Source organism: Paenibacillus kribbensis, assembly GCF_001705305.1.
Taxonomy (GTDB): domain Bacteria; phylum Bacillota; class Bacilli; order Paenibacillales; family Paenibacillaceae; genus Paenibacillus; species Paenibacillus kribbensis_B.
The window spans coordinates 1-15567 of the sequence record NZ_MCBP01000016.1 but is presented as its reverse complement, the minus strand read 5'-3'; the positions used below and the strand labels follow the sequence as shown (position 1 = coordinate 15567).

The window sequence follows — 15567 nt, the reverse complement described above, 5'->3', positions numbered from 1 at the left end:
AAAAAAGCAATGGCTTCTGCACCATGCAGAGAGCCATTGCGTCGGATTATTTTTTGGCAATGACGACGCGCCGATTCGGCTCGTCCCCCTTACTGTATGTTCTAACCTGCGCATGCTGTTGAAGCTTGGCATGAATCAGCTTTCGCTCCTGTGACGGCATTGGCTCCAACACAACTTCCTTACCATAACGAATAGCCTGGTTGGCCAACCGATCTGCCAAATCCTCCAGCGTTTTTTGCCGACGTGCGCGAAATTGCTCGGCATCCAGAACAATTCGGATGAATTTGTCAGAATGACGGTTGGCAACAATATTCGTCAGATACTGCAATGCATCCAAGGTCTGTCCCCGACGACCGATCAGCATCCCGAGCGACGGACCGGAGATATCCAGTATACTTTCATCCTTGCGGTGGTGGACATCAACCTCAACGTCCAATCCCATTCCTGCTGCTGTTTCGCGGATAAAACGCACCGCCTCCTCATAGGGATCAGCTTGTCCCGTAGAGGTCGGGTTGATGTGTGCTTCCCGCGTGACAGATTCAGCTTCCGGAACAGCCTGTCCCGCACTAAAAGGCGCTTGAGCCGATACATGAGGTTCAGCCGTGTGTATGGTTTCGGGAGATGGCTCAGACAGCAGCGTAAGCTCCACCTTCGCCTTCTTGACCCCTAGCCATCCCAGGAATCCTTTTGACGGCTGTTCCAACACGTTTACGGTTACCCGTTCACGGCTTACTCCCAGTTGGGAGAGTCCTTGTTTTACAGCATCTTCAACGGTTTTTCCTGATGTCACGACCTTGGTCATCTCGACTTTTTAGCCCCCTTCGTATTTCTGTTACTTTTTTTCTTGTTATTGGGTGAACCCGTCTTCGTATGACTGGCTGTTTTCACATTCGCCAGGGCAGCTTCTTTATCATTATTGCGATAAAGGAAATAGTTTTGGATAATCGTGTAAATATTACTGTAGAACCAGTATAACGGCAAAGCGGATGGGAAGTTATACGACATGAACAGAATCAGCACCGGATACACGTACAGCAAAAACTGCATCGGTCCCTGCTGCGGCGTCGGATTCAATTTCATCATCATCCAGGTTTGGACAAATGTCGTAATTGCTGCCAGAATCGGCAGGATAAACAAGTGATCCGGTTTACCCAACTGGAGCCACAAAAAGTCATGATCCCGTAATGCCGAGTTATAGTAAATGGCATTATAAAGCGCGATAAAAATCGGCATTTGTACGACCAAAGGCAGACAGCCCGCCATCGGGTTGACCTTGTTTTCCTGAAACAATTTCATCGTCTCTTGCTGAACTCTCTCAGGTGTATCCTTGTATTTCGCTTGAATTTCTTTTAATTGTGGCTGAATAGCCTGCATAGCTTTGGAACTGCGTACTTGCTTAAGTGTAAGCGGCAAAATAATCGTCCGCACGATGATCACCAGAATCAATACGGCCAGGCCATACTCTCCAGAGAACCATTGGGCAAATGTATCCAGCGCATACGAAAACCAGTAAACGACATATCTCTGCCAAACTGATCCGTTGGCCAAATCTGCCGTCGTGTAAGAATTGTGGGCCGTCGGGGCACACCCGGACAGCATGGCAACAAGCGCCAATAAAGCAATTAGAAGGAACCATTTCCCTCGTTGAGTCTTCAAACGCGACACTTCATAACCCCTTTCTTAACCAATCCATTCCAACGTAAATCATACCATATCCTGTAGGACAAAGATACTGACTATCGGCGCGAAGACTTGAGCAGCGAGGCTTTGCGCAGAACGTGCAGCACGCTTTTCTCCAGCTCTTGATACGACATCGCAACCGCATCCTTACGGACGATAAAAATCAGATCAATTTGCCCCACCAATTCATGCTCATGATGACGCACAATTTCCTTGACGATTCTGCGCATCCGGTTACGCACAACTGCGTTGCCGATCTTCTTGCTGGCCGAAATTCCGACACGGAACTGCTCTACCTCTCTACGGCGGAACCAGTACACCACAAACTGATGGTTGGCAAAAGATTTGCCATGGCGGTATACGCGCCCAAAGTCCGCCCGGTTTCGAAGACGCAATTTTTTTCGCACGGCGCTTCTCCTTGCTCATCTCTTTTACACACTTCGGCAAGCCAATCCTTAGCTCTTATATAGTAAGAAGTATGGACAACATTCCGTCATGGTAATCTCGCTTATTTTACATCCATTTTCAAAAAGCTTCATCTAATATAGGACAGGAATCGGCACTTCCCCCTCTTTTTCACTACATTTCTACAGAGTAGAGGTAGCGATCCGATCCGTTAATACCTCAATTATGAAAAAAAGACCACCGTAGTGGTCTTTATGCACGCATTACGCACTCAATACTTTTCTACCTTTTTGGCGACGAGCCGCCAAAACTTTACGGCCATTCTTTGTGCTCATTCTTTTACGGAAGCCGTGAACTTTTTTACGTTTGCTGACATTCGGTCTGAAAGTCGGTCTCATTGTGCTGCACCTCCTTACAAGGAATACGTTTTATATGGAATATACCTAACATAGCAATCTCCACAAAAAACACCTTTATACATCTAACCACAAATAGCTGTCAAAGTCAATGTGCTTGTGAATCCTCTCCCTCTTTTTCGTATTCAGGAATTCCCCCCTTCTCATTCATTCACTCACACTTCATTCTCGTTTACCCTGATTTAACGACAATTTTCTTGTTTCTCCTTCCTCTTATTCAGCAATCCAGCTGCATTTTCTCCCAGCCAAAACCGCTCGTGTCTACCTTCTATCCATTCTGCCACTTCAATCCGCTCTTTCTCAGATCGTCGTCGCCAATCCATTCACAAATAATGTCGGAAACGTTACCGGAAATTTTCAACAGAAAAATAAGCCGCTGTGACCAAAAGGCAACGGCTGTTATACACAGATTCACAAAAAGAACGGTATTGTGATTTAAATGGTCATAACCTGTGCATAACATTTTAGAGCAAAAAAGAGTTATTGTCGAAAACTGAACAAATTATAAACAATATCTTGTGTTGTGAATAAAAATTGTACACAACAGATTGAATTTGTGGATAAATAACCACGAGTCATTGAAATACAAGGCTTCTTTTGCTATGATGATATTACTTTTGAATGTGAATATGTTGTTTTACCCTCCATATTATCAACACCCTGTGGATAAAGTTGTGAACAAGTTCAATTTATCCATCTTTTTATTTTTGTGCGGATTCGGGATTCTGGGGATATATTCTACATTTTTCATTTGATTTCGACATATTGCAGTCTCGTTTTGGCCTGCGGGATAAAGAGAACGGATCGTGCCGCGCATTCCCTCCTGAGAAATATCGCCTTTCTTCTGCCCAGCGGCAGTGGAATTTTCCATCAGTTATTTCTCAGGGTCATTTTGTGCTGCGTTCTCTCATCACACTGCCGCATGATTTAGGCGGCGGTATGTCTTTTTATGGCCTTCAACAAATATTTTTGGGATTTTAGGCGTTTTGCTGAAGCGCCGGGAGCAGCTCTCAGTTCATCGGCAAAATGTCAGGATTTAAAAGGAGTGACGTCTGTGGACAGCCATATCTCTGAACTATGGCAGCAAATTTTATCCATTATACAAACCAAGCTGAGTAAGCCGAGTTACGACACTTGGTTTAAAGCTACCAAGGCAGCGAAACTGAATGACCACTCCATTGTGATTTCTGCCCCGACAACCTTTGCCGTGGAATGGCTTGAAAGCCGCTATACCAAGCTAGTCGGAGCAACGGTTTATGAAATTTTGGGTAAGCAACTGGAGGTCAAGTTCGTCATCGAGGAGAACAAGCCCCCCGAGGTCGATCTTCAGCAGCAACCTCAGCAGCAGCCGGTCGTACATGAAGAAGCCGTGTCCCATATGCTAAATCCCAAATATACATTCGATACATTCGTCATCGGATCGGGGAACCGTTTTGCTCATGCAGCGTCGCTGGCCGTCGCCGAGGCGCCGGCCAAAGCGTACAATCCGCTGTTTCTTTACGGCGGCGTAGGTCTGGGCAAAACGCATCTGATGCATGCTATCGGGCACTATATTTTGGAGCACAATCCGACCAGCAAGGTCGTATATTTATCGTCGGAGAAGTTTACGAACGAATTCATTAATGCCATCCGGGACAACCGCGGGGAGAGCTTCCGGAACAAATATCGCAACATTGATATTTTGCTCATTGACGATATTCAATTCATTGCCGGCAAAGAATCGACGCAGGAGGAATTTTTCCATACGTTTAACGCGCTTCATGAGGAACGCAAGCAGATTATCATCTCCAGTGACCGGCCTCCCAAAGAAATTCCGACGCTGGAAGAACGGCTGCGCTCCCGCTTCGAGTGGGGACTCATTACGGACATTCAGCCGCCAGATCTGGAGACCAGAATCGCTATTCTTCGGAAAAAGGCCCGTGCAGAAAACCTGGACATTCCCAATGAGGCCATGATGTATATCGCCAACCAGATTGATACAAACATCCGTGAGCTGGAGGGGGCGCTGATTCGCGTTGTCGCCTATTCTTCCTTAACCAATCAGGATGTATCAAGTCATCTTGCTGCTGAGGCGTTGAAGGATATTATCCCGTCCAGCCGCCCCAAAATGATCACCATTCAGGATATACAGCATCAAGTCGGGGAATTTTACAATCTGCGTCTGGAGGATTTTAAAGCGCGCAAGCGGACAAAGGCTGTGGCCTTCCCACGACAAATTGCCATGTACCTGTCGCGTGAGTTAACCGACTATTCTCTGCCTAAAATCGGTGAGGCCTTCGGTGGGCGTGATCATACGACGGTCATTCATGCGCACGAAAAAATCTCCAAATCCATTCAAGTGGATCAGGATCTGTTCAAAGTTATCAACAACCTAATAGAGAAAATCAAAAATCCAACCTGAACAAGTTCAGAGCCTATACACAATTTATACACATGTGGATAGGCTTGATTTTATTAGGTTTATACCTACTTATCCACATATTCAGTGCGCCTATTACTATTACTACTATATTTTAAAGAAATTCATCACCTAAATAGGGCCCGCGTCAACGCGTGCTTGAAGGACTAAAACCCGTAGGAGGAACTTATGAAGATCAGCATTCTGAAAAACGTTTTGAACGAGGCTATACAGCATGTATCCAAAGCGATATCGAGTCGTACTACGATTCCAATTCTGAGTGGTATTAAGCTGGATGTGAATCATCAGGGTGTAACGCTAACTGCCAGCGATACAGACATCTCTATTCAATCCTTTATTCCAATGGAGGATGGAGACCAAACTGTCGTTCAGGTTGAACAACCCGGAAGTGTTGTGCTGCCAGCCAAATTCTTTGTCGAAATTATCAAAAAACTGCCGTCTCAGGAGATCCGCATGGAGGTAAAGGATCAGTTCCAAACCTTTATCTCGTCCGGTGCTACTGAAATTCAAATCGTTGGTTTGGACCCTGAGGAATTCCCTGTGCTCCCCAGCATTGAAGAAAATCAGGTTATCTCTGTGCCAGGTGATTTGCTCAAAAATATGATCAAACAGACGGTTTTCTCCATTTCCACCCACGAAACAACACCGATTTTAACCGGGGTATTATGGAATCTGGCTGAGGGAGAATTAAAGTTTGTAGCAACAGACCGCCACCGCCTGGCCACCCGCAGCGCTCGTTTGGAATCGTCTGAAGACTTGCGTTTTAGCAATGTTGTCATTGCAGGCAAAACGTTGAATGAACTAAGCAGAATTATTCCAGATCAAAATATGCTTGTGGATATCGTCGTAGCGGACAATCAGGTGCTTTTCAAGGTTGACCGGGTACTATTTTATTCCCGCATCCTGGATGGAACCTATCCTGATACTTCTAGAATTATTCCGACTTCCTACAAAACAGAACTGATTGTGGATACAAAAAGTTTGAGCGAGTCTATCGACCGTGCTTATTTGCTGTCCCGCGAGGAAAAAACGAATATTGTAAGAATGCAATCGTTGGAAAATGGCGGTCTGGAGATCTCCTCCAGTTCCTCTGAGCTTGGTAAGGTGCGTGAGGAAGTGAATGTGTCCAAATTTGAGGGAGAGCCCCTCAAAATCTCATTCAACTCCAAATATATGCTCGACGTGCTGAAGGTGATTGACAGTGAGCAGCTGACGATCGCTTTCACCGGCATCATGAGTCCGATTATTTTAAAACCGGCAGATTCCAGCAATGCGCTGTACATCATCCTGCCGTATCGTACAACCAACTAACATGTAGCGTTACCCGCCTGAGAACAAGCGAAAGGATGAACAAGCCTTGAAACGGATATCGATACAAACCGAGTACATCAAGCTCGATCAATTTTTAAAACTGGCTGACTGTGTATCAACAGGTGGAATGGCCAAGGCCCTACTACAGGAGGGACAAGTCCGCGTCAACGGCGAGCCGGAAGAAAGACGGGGAAGAAAGCTATACCCTGGCGATACTGTAGAAGTAGAGGACAACGGAAGTTTCGAAGTTACGGCAGGAGCATAATCGCCTAGTCGGCAAGGACTCCTTTTAGGTACGGAGTAGCAAGGGGGACCCTATGTGTTTGTGAACAACATTGCTTTGCAGCAGTACCGGAACTATGAACAGCTGGAGCTGAATGAATTTGGGCCCGTTAATTTGCTGATTGGACAAAATGCCCAGGGCAAAACAAACCTCGTAGAGGCGATTTTTGTACTGGCTTTGACCAAAAGTCACCGAACGTCGCGCGATAAGGAGTTAATCTCTTTCGGAGCTGCTTCTACTCATCTGGCTGCGGATGTGGATAAAAAATACGGGAAGATCAGGCTTGATCTGTCGTTATCCACACAAGGCAAAAAAGCGAAAATCAACGGATTGGAGCAGCGAAAGCTGAGTGATTTTATCGGTTCGTTAAACGTGGTTATGTTCGCCCCCGAGGATCTGGAAATTGTCAAAGGAACACCGGGGGTTCGCCGCCGGTTCCTTGACATGGAAATTGGACAGGTAGCCCCAGGCTATCTGTATCATTTGCAGCAATATCAAAAGGTGCTGGTTCAGCGGAACAACCTGCTCAAGCAAGCTTGGGGGAAAGATATGGCCTCGGTGCAGCTGATGCTGGAGGTATGGAACGAGCAACTTGTTGAGCATGGTGTTAAAATTGTTAAAAAGCGGAAACAATTTATAACAAAGCTGCAAAAGTGGGCTCAGGCCATTCATGAAGGGATCGCGGGGGGGACTGAAGAGCTGAAATTAACCTATGTTCCCTCCTTCAGTGAGCCAGAGGAAGAAGATGAAGCTGTCTTATTGGAGCGATTTATGATAAAGTTATCCCAAATGAGGGAACAGGAAATCCGCCGTGGCATGACTTTGGCGGGACCCCATCGTGATGATTTGGCCTTTGCCATTAATGGCAGAGAAGTGCATACGTATGGCTCTCAGGGGCAGCAGCGGACGACGGCCCTGTCCTTGAAGCTGGCCGAAATTGAATTAATTCATGAGGAAATCGGTGAATATCCTGTCCTGCTCCTGGATGATGTTTTGTCAGAGCTGGATCCTTATCGTCAGACCCAACTGATCGAAACTTTCCAGAGCAAGGTACAGACCTTTATCACCGCAACCGGGATTGAGAGTCTGAACGCGGAGCGACTCAAGGATGCGAATATTTATCACGTCCATGACGGGCATGTGGAACACTAAGGAGTGAGTAACCGATATGTATATTCATCTGGGTGGCGAAAAAATCATCCGCTCGTCGGAGCTTGTGGCTATTTTCGATATCTCGATTGAAAAATCCTCTAAAATCTCCAAGCAATACGTAAACCATGCCCAGCAGCAAAAGCATGTCGAGATGATTGGCGAAGAGGAAGCCAAGTCCATCGTAGTGACTCAGAATACGGTGTATTATTCCCCCATCTCCTCAACAACACTCAAAAAGCGGGCAAACCAGTTTGTTGCCAATGCTTAACCATAGAAATCTATAGAAGTAGGTGAAAGGCATGTCTATGAATCAACCGTCTTATGATGCGGGCGAGATTCAGGTCCTGGAGGGCCTGGAAGCGGTTCGGAAACGTCCCGGGATGTATATTGGCTCCACGAGTGTCAAAGGTCTCCATCATTTGGTCTGGGAAGTTGTGGACAACAGTATTGACGAAGCGCTGGCAGGTTATTGTAACAGCATTCAGGTTGTCGTTCACACGGATAATAGCATTACCGTTACAGACAATGGTCGCGGTATTCCAGTAAGTGAACACGCCAAAATGAAAAAATCAGCACTGGAAGTCGTTATGACGGTACTTCATGCAGGTGGTAAATTCGGAGGCGGAGGGTACAAGGTCTCCGGCGGTCTGCACGGGGTTGGTGTATCCGTAGTGAATGCTCTATCCAGCAAAGTGATCGTTCATGTCAAACGGGACGGACATGTGTATGAACAGGAATATCATCGTGGTGTGCCGCAGTATGATGTGAGAGTTATCGGTGACACAGACGAGACGGGGACTCAAACAACATTTTACCCGGATGAGCAAATTTTCACAGAAACAACCGTATATGACTATGATACGCTGCAAACGCGGATTCGTGAGTTGGCCTTTCTGAACAAAGGAATCGCGATCAGCCTGACTGATGAGCGGACGGGGGCCAGCGATACATTCCACTACGAGGGTGGAATCAGTGAATACGTGCAATTTCTGAATCAACAAAGAGAAGTACTTCATGAGCAGCCGATTTATGTCGAAGGCTCACGCGATATGATTCAAGTCGAAGTTGCGCTGCAATATAACGACAGCTATACCGAGAATATTTATTCTTTCGCCAACAATATCAATACGCATGAGGGCGGAACGCACGAATCTGGCTTCAAGAGTGCATTAACCCGGATTATTAACGATTATGCACGTAAAAACGGCATGATTAAGGATAGCAACGCTAACCTGACTGGCGATGATGTGCGCGAAGGGCTGACGGCGATTATCTCCGTCAAAATTCCGGAACCGCAATTTGAGGGTCAGACCAAAACAAAGCTCGGTAACAGCGAGGTGCGAGGGATTGTCGAATCCCTGTTCGCTGAGAAACTTCAGGAATTTCTGGAGGAAAATCCATCTGTCTCTCGCCGCGTAGTTGATAAATCCTTACAAGCAGCACGTGCCCGTGAAGCGGCCCGCAAAGCACGGGAGCTGACGCGCCGTAAAAGTGCACTGGAAATCAGCTCTCTTCCCGGCAAGCTGGCGGACTGCTCCTCCAAGGATGCTTCGATTAGTGAGCTGTACATCGTCGAAGGTGATTCAGCGGGGGGATCGGCCAAACAGGGCCGTGATCGTCACTTCCAAGCTATTTTGCCGATTCGTGGTAAAATCCTGAATGTGGAGAAGGCACGCCTGGATCGCATTTTGTCCAGTGATGAAATCCGCTCGATGGTAACTGCAATGGGTACAGGGATCGGAGACGATTTTGACATCTCCAAAGCACGTTACCACAAGGTCATTATCATGACGGATGCAGATGTCGACGGTGCTCACATTCGCACGCTGCTGCTGACGTTCTTCTATCGGTATATGCGTAAAATTTTAGATGCAGGCTATGTTTACATTGCTCAGCCACCGCTGTTCAAGGTAGAGCGCAACAAGGTCATACGTTATGCAAATTCAGAAGCAGAACGTGATGAGATCATCAGGGAATTTGGAGAAAATGCAAAGTACAATGTACAGCGCTATAAAGGTTTGGGTGAGATGAACGCGGCACAGCTATGGGAAACGACAATGGACCCTGAAAGCCGTACTATGCTTCAGGTAACCATTAATGACGCGATGCTGGCAGATACACTGTTCAACACTCTAATGGGGGATAATGTAGAACCTCGCCGCGACTTTATTCAGGAACATGCTAAGTATGTGAAAAATCTCGATTTTTAATGTGTGATATTTTCATCTTAGCTAATGTACGATTTGCTCGTTATGATTTGAGTTCAACACCAAGGGGCGCCCAGACGGCGTCCCTTTTCTTGTTTATTAACCAGCTAGGGTGAATTTGAATAGTTAACATCAATGCCCTAGGCCTTTCTCTTAGAGTGTGCAGGCTTGCCCGTGGACGCTGAATAACGGCCATAGCCTACAGCATACCTGAATATTTTATGATAAAGGCTTTTGTTGGGAAGGAAAGAGAAGACTTTAATAGCTGGTCTCGTATTAACCTCCAAAATCCACGGATAGATCTGCTGATCCAATCCCACATCCAATCCAATTTCCTTTAGCCGAGGGTATCTTTTTTGCAGCTGCCAGGCTACTCGCTCGCCTAATTTTGATAGTTTTTGCTCTAGGTGTACTGTTTCCTTTTCATCTAGATAGGGTGCTACAAGTTCATTGAAAAAGCGTACTGTACCACCGCTATGGTGATTGGTGACGACTTTGTCAGGAGCAGCTATGCGTCCTATTATAAGCGTCGTTTCCCAATGTTTTCTCAGGTTCATCTGGGTTAATACCCGCAGGTCAAAGGGACGCGTTTCATGTTGAAGAAGGTCAATCCCGCGTTGGATCAGATATGGACGCTTCCGTATGCGGTTAGAAACCACCTTGTTCAGTTCTTCCAGACTGTCAAAAGTAAGGGTATCTACTTCATAACGAAGGACGTACCAGATTCTCTCTCCGATGATTCCTTCTTCTGTTGGAGGAAGCGGCTCTGTGAGCCTTTCTGCACGCATAACCCCTTTTCCATAAGTACCAATATCCGGCTTAATATAGACGGTTCCATACACCGCTAGCATTTCGTTCAAGTGCTCGAATGTGTACAAACGTGTCTCTGGTATATAAGGGGCCAACGCCGGATTGGGGAGAATGGCATTTGTTTTGGTCCACTTACTGGCTACTCGCTGAATAGACAAGTATTCTCATCCCTTTCTTTTCGAAATATGAGTCGCGCACATGGAATTCACAACACTTTAACAAAACAAGGGAAACTAAAGGACAAGCGCGGAAAACAATGATATAATAGAGAAATACGGCGTTTTTCGGAATCTTGCTACATTAGCCCTGACCGTATACGTATTGTATGTGGAAAAGGCCCTTAGGGTGGGGGCTAATCCCCAACTCAGGGGAATTTGTTATAATCAGGGCTTGTTAGTGGTGTAAGGGTATAGCTATCTGCTTCTGCCAGAAGGGGTAAGACGAGAAGATTTACGCTGTAAAGGGGACAGAGGCGTTTAATTGTGCTCTTTTTGTGAAAGTAATATAATTATACAGATGGGTTTTTAGCCAAAATCCTGCGCAGAGAGCGGAGTATATAGGCAATGTCTTGTTAGGCTTTTCACATAGAGAGCAATGTATTGAAGGACGAGAAGGAGGACCAGCATGGCCGATCAAAATAACCCGCAGATCATTAACAGGGATATCGGAGTGGAAATGCGCGAATCCTTTATGGATTATGCCATGAGTATTATTGTTAGCCGTGCCTTGCCTGATGTGCGGGACGGACTAAAGCCGGTACACCGTCGTATTTTGTACGCGATGTCCGAGCTAGGCATGTCGCCAGACAAACCTTACAAGAAATCGGCAAGAATCGTCGGCGAAGTTATCGGTAAATATCACCCTCATGGTGATACGGCTGTATATGATACGATGGTGCGGATGGCGCAGGATTTTTCCTTGCGTTATATGCTGGTGGACGGACACGGCAACTTTGGCTCCGTTGATGGAGATATGGCGGCTGCGATGCGTTACACCGAAGCACGATTGTCTAAGATTGCAATGGAAATGCTGCGTGATTTGAATAAAGAGACCGTTGATTTCATGCCGAACTACGACGGTGAAGAGAATGAACCTGTCGTGTTGCCTGCACGTTATCCTAACTTGCTGGTCAATGGCGTCGGCGGAATTGCAGTCGGAATGGCTACCAATATTCCTCCGCATAACTTGGGAGAGGTTATCGACGGTGTACAAGCACTGATCGAAAACCCTGACATTACACCAATGGAACTTATGGATTATATCCAAGGGCCGGATTTCCCGACAGCAGGCTATATCTTAGGTCGTTCTGGCATTCGTCAGGCGTACCAAACAGGCCGCGGTTCTGTGACCATGCGTGCAAAGACCACCATAGAGGAAATTGGCAATAAAGCACGGATCATCGTGCATGAGCTGCCTTACCAAGTGAATAAGGCTCGTCTGGTCGAGAAGATTGCTGAATTGGTGCGTGACAAACGCATTGAGGGCATTACGGATTTGCGGGATGAATCGGACCGTACAGGTATGCGTGTCGTTATCGAGTTGCGCAGGGATGTGAACCCGAACGTCGTTCTGAATAATTTGTTTAAACATACGGCCATGCAGTCTAATTTCGGTATCAATATGCTTGCCATTGTGAACAATGAGCCGAAGATTTTGAACCTGAAAGATGTCTTGTATCATTATCTCAAACATCAGGTTGAAGTTATTCGTCGTCGGACAGAATTCGACCTGAAAAAAGCCGAAGCTAGAGCACACATTTTGGAAGGCTTGCGTATTGCTCTTGACCATCTGGACGAAGTTATTGCCTTGATTCGTTCCTCTCAAACTGCAGAAGCAGCTCGTGAAGGACTGATTGAGCGGTTCTCACTTACTCTTGAGCAGGCTCAGGCTATTCTCGATATGCGTCTGCAACGCTTAACCGGTTTGGAACGTGAGAAGATCGAGAATGAATATAACGAGTTACTACAAAAGATTGCCGAATACCGCGAAATTTTGGCCAACGAGCATTTGGTGCTTAACATTATTAGCGAAGAGCTGAATGAGCTTAAAGAACGTTTTGCTGATCAGCGTCGTACTGAAATTACAGTAGGTGAAGAGAGCATTTTGGATGAGGATCTTATTCCTCGTGAAGATGTTATTATTACGGTAACCCATACCGGATATATTAAACGCCTTCCCGTTACTACCTATCGCAGTCAAAAACGTGGTGGTCGTGGTGTAGTGGGTATGGATACCAAGGATGAAGATTTCGTAGAGCATCTGTTTATTACGAATTCACATCATCACTTGTTATTCTTCACCGACAAGGGCAAGGTATATCGGATTAAGGCTTATGAGATTCCAGATCTCAGTCGGACAGCCCGGGGAACACCGATTATTAATCTAATTCAGATTGAGCAGGGCGAGTCGATTAACGCGGTTATTCCAATTGAGGAGTTTGTTGAGGATAGCTATCTGTTCTTTGCGACCCAACAAGGGATTATCAAGAAGACGCCGCTCGACGACTATGCTAATATTCGCAAAGGTGGCCTGATCGCCATTAACTTGCGTGAAGATGATGCCCTGATCGAAGTAAAACTGACGGACGGACAGCAGGAAATGGTCATTGGTACGGCAGAAGGCATGTCTATTCGTTTCCATGAGAGCGATGTACGGTCTATGGGCCGTAGCGCTACGGGGGTTAAAGGGATCAGTCTCGATGAGAGTGATGCTGTAATAGGTATGGATATCGTTGATACCGACCTGGATATCCTGATTGTAACGGCCAAAGGCTATGGCAAACGTACCCCTGTAGCGGATTATCGTATCCAAAGCCGCGGAGGTAAGGGAATTAAGACAATTAATGTTACGGATAAGAATGGTCCGGTTGTCGGCCTCAAGGTTGTAAAAACTGAAGAGGATTTGATGATCATTACGGCCAGTGGTACCGTAATTCGGACCAGTATGGACGAAATCTCTACAATGGGCCGTAATACACAAGGGGTAAGGCTGATTAACATCCGCGAGGATGATTCGGTTGCTACTGTATGTCGTGCGAACAAGAATGAGGAGCAGGAAGAACTGCTTGAAGAGCTATTAGAGGACGGAGAAGCTAGCCGAGATACATCTCCATCAGGTGCTGAATCTTCTCTTGATATGGATAACCCAGGCGCAGAAGGCAGCGATTCAGAGTCTTCTGAGAACGAATAAGAAGCCATCCATACTACACAAGTAGTTACTGGATTTCTTAAGTGATGGAAAGACTCCTTGACTATTGTGGTCAGGGAGTCTTTTTCTTATTCTGGCTAATGAATTCAGAAGGCCAAGCTTTAAATGGTATAAAATAAATGTACAGGATCATTTTCAAGTAATATAATGACATCATAAACTGGCAGCTGGAGCAGCTGTTGTGAGAACAGAGAGGTTGACCATGACAACTGTACCCGTATCCGAATTAAAAGCAGGGCTTAAATTGCAAAGCGATGTATTTACTGAAATGGGCAGCTTGCTGCTGCCGAAAGGCCGCATTCTACTGCCCCGTGACTTGGAGATTCTACAGGCGTTCCTGATCCAGCAAGTAGAGGTAGGAATGGAGGATGATGCAACTTCCGGCGGCGATCATGCTACTGTTCGATCCGGAGCAGCTGAATCACAAGCCCCCTCATTAGATGAGCGAGATGAGTTTGCACAATTCCAGGATGAGTATGATAAAATGGTGATGCTTGTTAAGAATGCATTCCAATCAGTACTTGTCTCTAATTTATCTATATTTGAGCTGCGAAGTCAGCTGGAGTCCTTACTGGTGCACATACAGCGCTATAACGTAATGACATTCATTCCGCGATCCATGATCGAAGTTGATTATATTTTTCACAATGCTGTATTGACCTCACTTACTTCGTATTCCATTGCGCAGTGGATTGGTTTGCCTCAAAAGGACTGGATGCAGGTTGCCTTTGCCGGATTGCTTCATGATATCGGCAATGCCAAAATGGACCCGGTCATCCTCTACAAGCCTTCCGCATTAACAGGGGAGGAGCAAGAAGAGGTTCGTCGTCATACTTCACTGGGATATCAGTTGCTCAAAAATGTGAAGGCCATTAACGAGGGCGTGCGTCTGGCTGCTCTTCAGCATCATGAGAAAGTGGATGGTACCGGATACCCATTGCGTCTCAAGGGGGAACAGATCCACATTTACGCTAAAATTGTCGGAGTGGCTGATGTATTTCATGCCATGACGCTGCAGAAGACATATCGACCTGCCCAATCACCATACCTGGTTCTGGAGCAAATCAAATCAGAATCGTTTGGCAAGCTGGACCCAAGTGTGGTACAGGTTTTCATTCACAAGCTCACCCAATTTAACAACGGGACCAAAGTACGCCTTAATGATAATCGCATAGGGGAAATTATATTTGCTGATCGAGATCATCCGACTCGTCCGTTGGTTCAAGTAAATGGGGAAATCGTTAACTTGATGCTTCACAGAGAGCTTTATATTGAATGTATTGAGACTTAACTTTTTTAAAAAAAGAGTTGCAAATTATAATAGAGGTATGGTATATTATTTCTTGTCGCTTCAAGTGTTGTCGAAAAAGAGCGAAAACACTTTTTGAAAAAAAGTGTTGACATAACTCTGAAGAATATGATACACTATAAAAGTTGCTGAGGGGATAAAGCCTGAGGCGAACATGAAGTGTTTGATCTTTGAAAACTGAACAACGAGTGAGTAATGATTTTGTTCGCAAAATCAACAATGAGATATTTTATCTCGTCAGATTCAAAATGAGCTAATCGCTCTTTCTATAACCAACCTCGGTTGGTCTTTAATGGAGAGTTTGATCCTGGCTCAGGACGAACGCTGGCGGCGTGCCTAATACATGCAAGTCGAGCGGGATTATTTAG

Annotated in this window: 13 protein-coding genes and 1 rRNA gene; 9 read left to right on the top strand and 5 right to left on the bottom strand. The window is 45.9% G+C overall.

The window, feature by feature from the left end; genetic code table 11:
* Positions 1-46 precede the first annotated feature (46 nt).
* The 4 genes from jag to rpmH all read right to left on the bottom strand — a co-directional run bounded on the left by jag (position 47) and on the right by rpmH (position 2483).
* The gene (jag, locus tag BAZ21_RS22945; protein WP_068505242.1) at positions 47-802 is read right to left on the bottom strand and encodes an RNA-binding cell elongation regulator Jag/EloR; all 756 of its coding nucleotides are present in this window, start codon (positions 800-802) and stop codon (positions 47-49) included.
* The gene (locus tag BAZ21_RS22940; protein ID WP_068505241.1) at positions 799-1665 is read right to left on the bottom strand and encodes a YidC/Oxa1 family membrane protein insertase; all 867 of its coding nucleotides are present in this window, start codon (positions 1663-1665) and stop codon (positions 799-801) included. Before BAZ21_RS22940 ends, jag begins: the two co-directional genes overlap by 4 nt.
* A gap of 71 nt (positions 1666-1736) precedes the next feature.
* Positions 1737-2087 (bottom strand): ribonuclease P protein component, encoded by a 351-nt coding sequence (gene rnpA / locus BAZ21_RS22935; protein ID WP_068505240.1) that lies wholly within the window; start codon positions 2085-2087, stop codon positions 1737-1739.
* 261 nt (positions 2088-2348) lie between these two features.
* Positions 2349-2483 (bottom strand): 50S ribosomal protein L34, encoded by a 135-nt coding sequence (rpmH, locus tag BAZ21_RS22930; RefSeq protein WP_007433250.1) that lies wholly within the window; start codon positions 2481-2483, stop codon positions 2349-2351.
* 1072 nt (positions 2484-3555) lie between these two features.
* Here rpmH and dnaA point away from each other — a divergent pair.
* The 6 genes from dnaA to gyrB all read left to right on the top strand — a co-directional run bounded on the left by dnaA (position 3556) and on the right by gyrB (position 9876).
* Positions 3556-4902: a chromosomal replication initiator protein DnaA gene (gene dnaA, locus BAZ21_RS22925; protein WP_010346796.1), complete on the top strand. Its 1347-nt coding sequence runs from the start codon at positions 3556-3558 to the stop codon at positions 4900-4902.
* Between the two features lie 186 nt (positions 4903-5088).
* Entirely contained in the window at positions 5089-6231 is a 1143-nt protein-coding gene (dnaN, locus tag BAZ21_RS22920; protein WP_068505239.1) for a DNA polymerase III subunit beta, read from the top strand.
* Between the two features lie 46 nt (positions 6232-6277).
* Entirely contained in the window at positions 6278-6496 is a 219-nt protein-coding gene (yaaA, locus tag BAZ21_RS22915; protein WP_007433253.1) for a S4 domain-containing protein YaaA, read from the top strand.
* Between the two features lie 54 nt (positions 6497-6550).
* On the top strand, positions 6551-7666 hold the full coding sequence (gene recF / locus BAZ21_RS22910; protein ID WP_068505238.1) for a DNA replication/repair protein RecF: 1116 nt from the start codon (positions 6551-6553) through the stop codon (positions 7664-7666).
* A gap of 16 nt (positions 7667-7682) precedes the next feature.
* Entirely contained in the window at positions 7683-7934 is a 252-nt protein-coding gene (gene remB, locus BAZ21_RS22905) for an extracellular matrix regulator RemB (protein WP_007433255.1), read from the top strand.
* A gap of 31 nt (positions 7935-7965) precedes the next feature.
* On the top strand, positions 7966-9876 hold the full coding sequence (gene gyrB, locus BAZ21_RS22900) for a DNA topoisomerase (ATP-hydrolyzing) subunit B (protein ID WP_068505237.1): 1911 nt from the start codon (positions 7966-7968) through the stop codon (positions 9874-9876).
* A 137-nt stretch (positions 9877-10013) separates the two neighbouring features.
* Here gyrB and BAZ21_RS22895 read toward each other — a convergent pair whose 3' ends face one another.
* Positions 10014-10841 carry a YheC/YheD family protein gene (locus BAZ21_RS22895; RefSeq protein ID WP_068505236.1) on the bottom strand — a complete coding sequence of 276 codons (828 nt, stop codon included), beginning with the start codon at positions 10839-10841 and terminating at the stop codon, positions 10014-10016.
* A 466-nt stretch (positions 10842-11307) separates the two neighbouring features.
* Between BAZ21_RS22895 and gyrA the strand changes: the two genes are divergently transcribed.
* The 3 genes from gyrA to BAZ21_RS22880 form a co-directional block, all read left to right on the top strand.
* The gene (gyrA, locus tag BAZ21_RS22890) at positions 11308-13872 is read left to right on the top strand and encodes a DNA gyrase subunit A (protein ID WP_068505235.1); all 2565 of its coding nucleotides are present in this window, start codon (positions 11308-11310) and stop codon (positions 13870-13872) included.
* Between the two features lie 220 nt (positions 13873-14092).
* Positions 14093-15181 carry an HD-GYP domain-containing protein gene (locus BAZ21_RS22885; protein WP_068505234.1) on the top strand — a complete coding sequence of 363 codons (1089 nt, stop codon included), beginning with the start codon at positions 14093-14095 and terminating at the stop codon, positions 15179-15181.
* Positions 15182-15488: 307 nt separating this feature from the next.
* A 16S ribosomal RNA gene (locus tag BAZ21_RS22880) occupies positions 15489-15567 on the top strand; the annotation flags it as partial.

What these genes read in the sequence shown, in the direction of transcription:
- gyrA (WP_068505235.1), top strand. Translation starts at nt 11,308, where the DNA reads ATGGCCGATCAAAATAACCCGCAGATCATTAACAGGGATATCGGAGTG.
- BAZ21_RS22885 (WP_068505234.1), top strand. Translation starts at nt 14,093, where the DNA reads ATGACAACTGTACCCGTATCCGAATTAAAAGCAGGGCTTAAATTGCAA.
- rpmH (WP_007433250.1), bottom strand. Translation starts at nt 2,483, where the DNA reads ATGAGACCGACTTTCAGACCGAATGTCAGCAAACGTAAAAAAGTTCAC.
- remB (WP_007433255.1), top strand. Translation starts at nt 7,683, where the DNA reads ATGTATATTCATCTGGGTGGCGAAAAAATCATCCGCTCGTCGGAGCTT.
- jag (WP_068505242.1), bottom strand. Translation starts at nt 802, where the DNA reads ATGACCAAGGTCGTGACATCAGGAAAAACCGTTGAAGATGCTGTAAAA.
- dnaN (WP_068505239.1), top strand. Translation starts at nt 5,089, where the DNA reads ATGAAGATCAGCATTCTGAAAAACGTTTTGAACGAGGCTATACAGCAT.
- gyrB (WP_068505237.1), top strand. Translation starts at nt 7,966, where the DNA reads ATGTCTATGAATCAACCGTCTTATGATGCGGGCGAGATTCAGGTCCTG.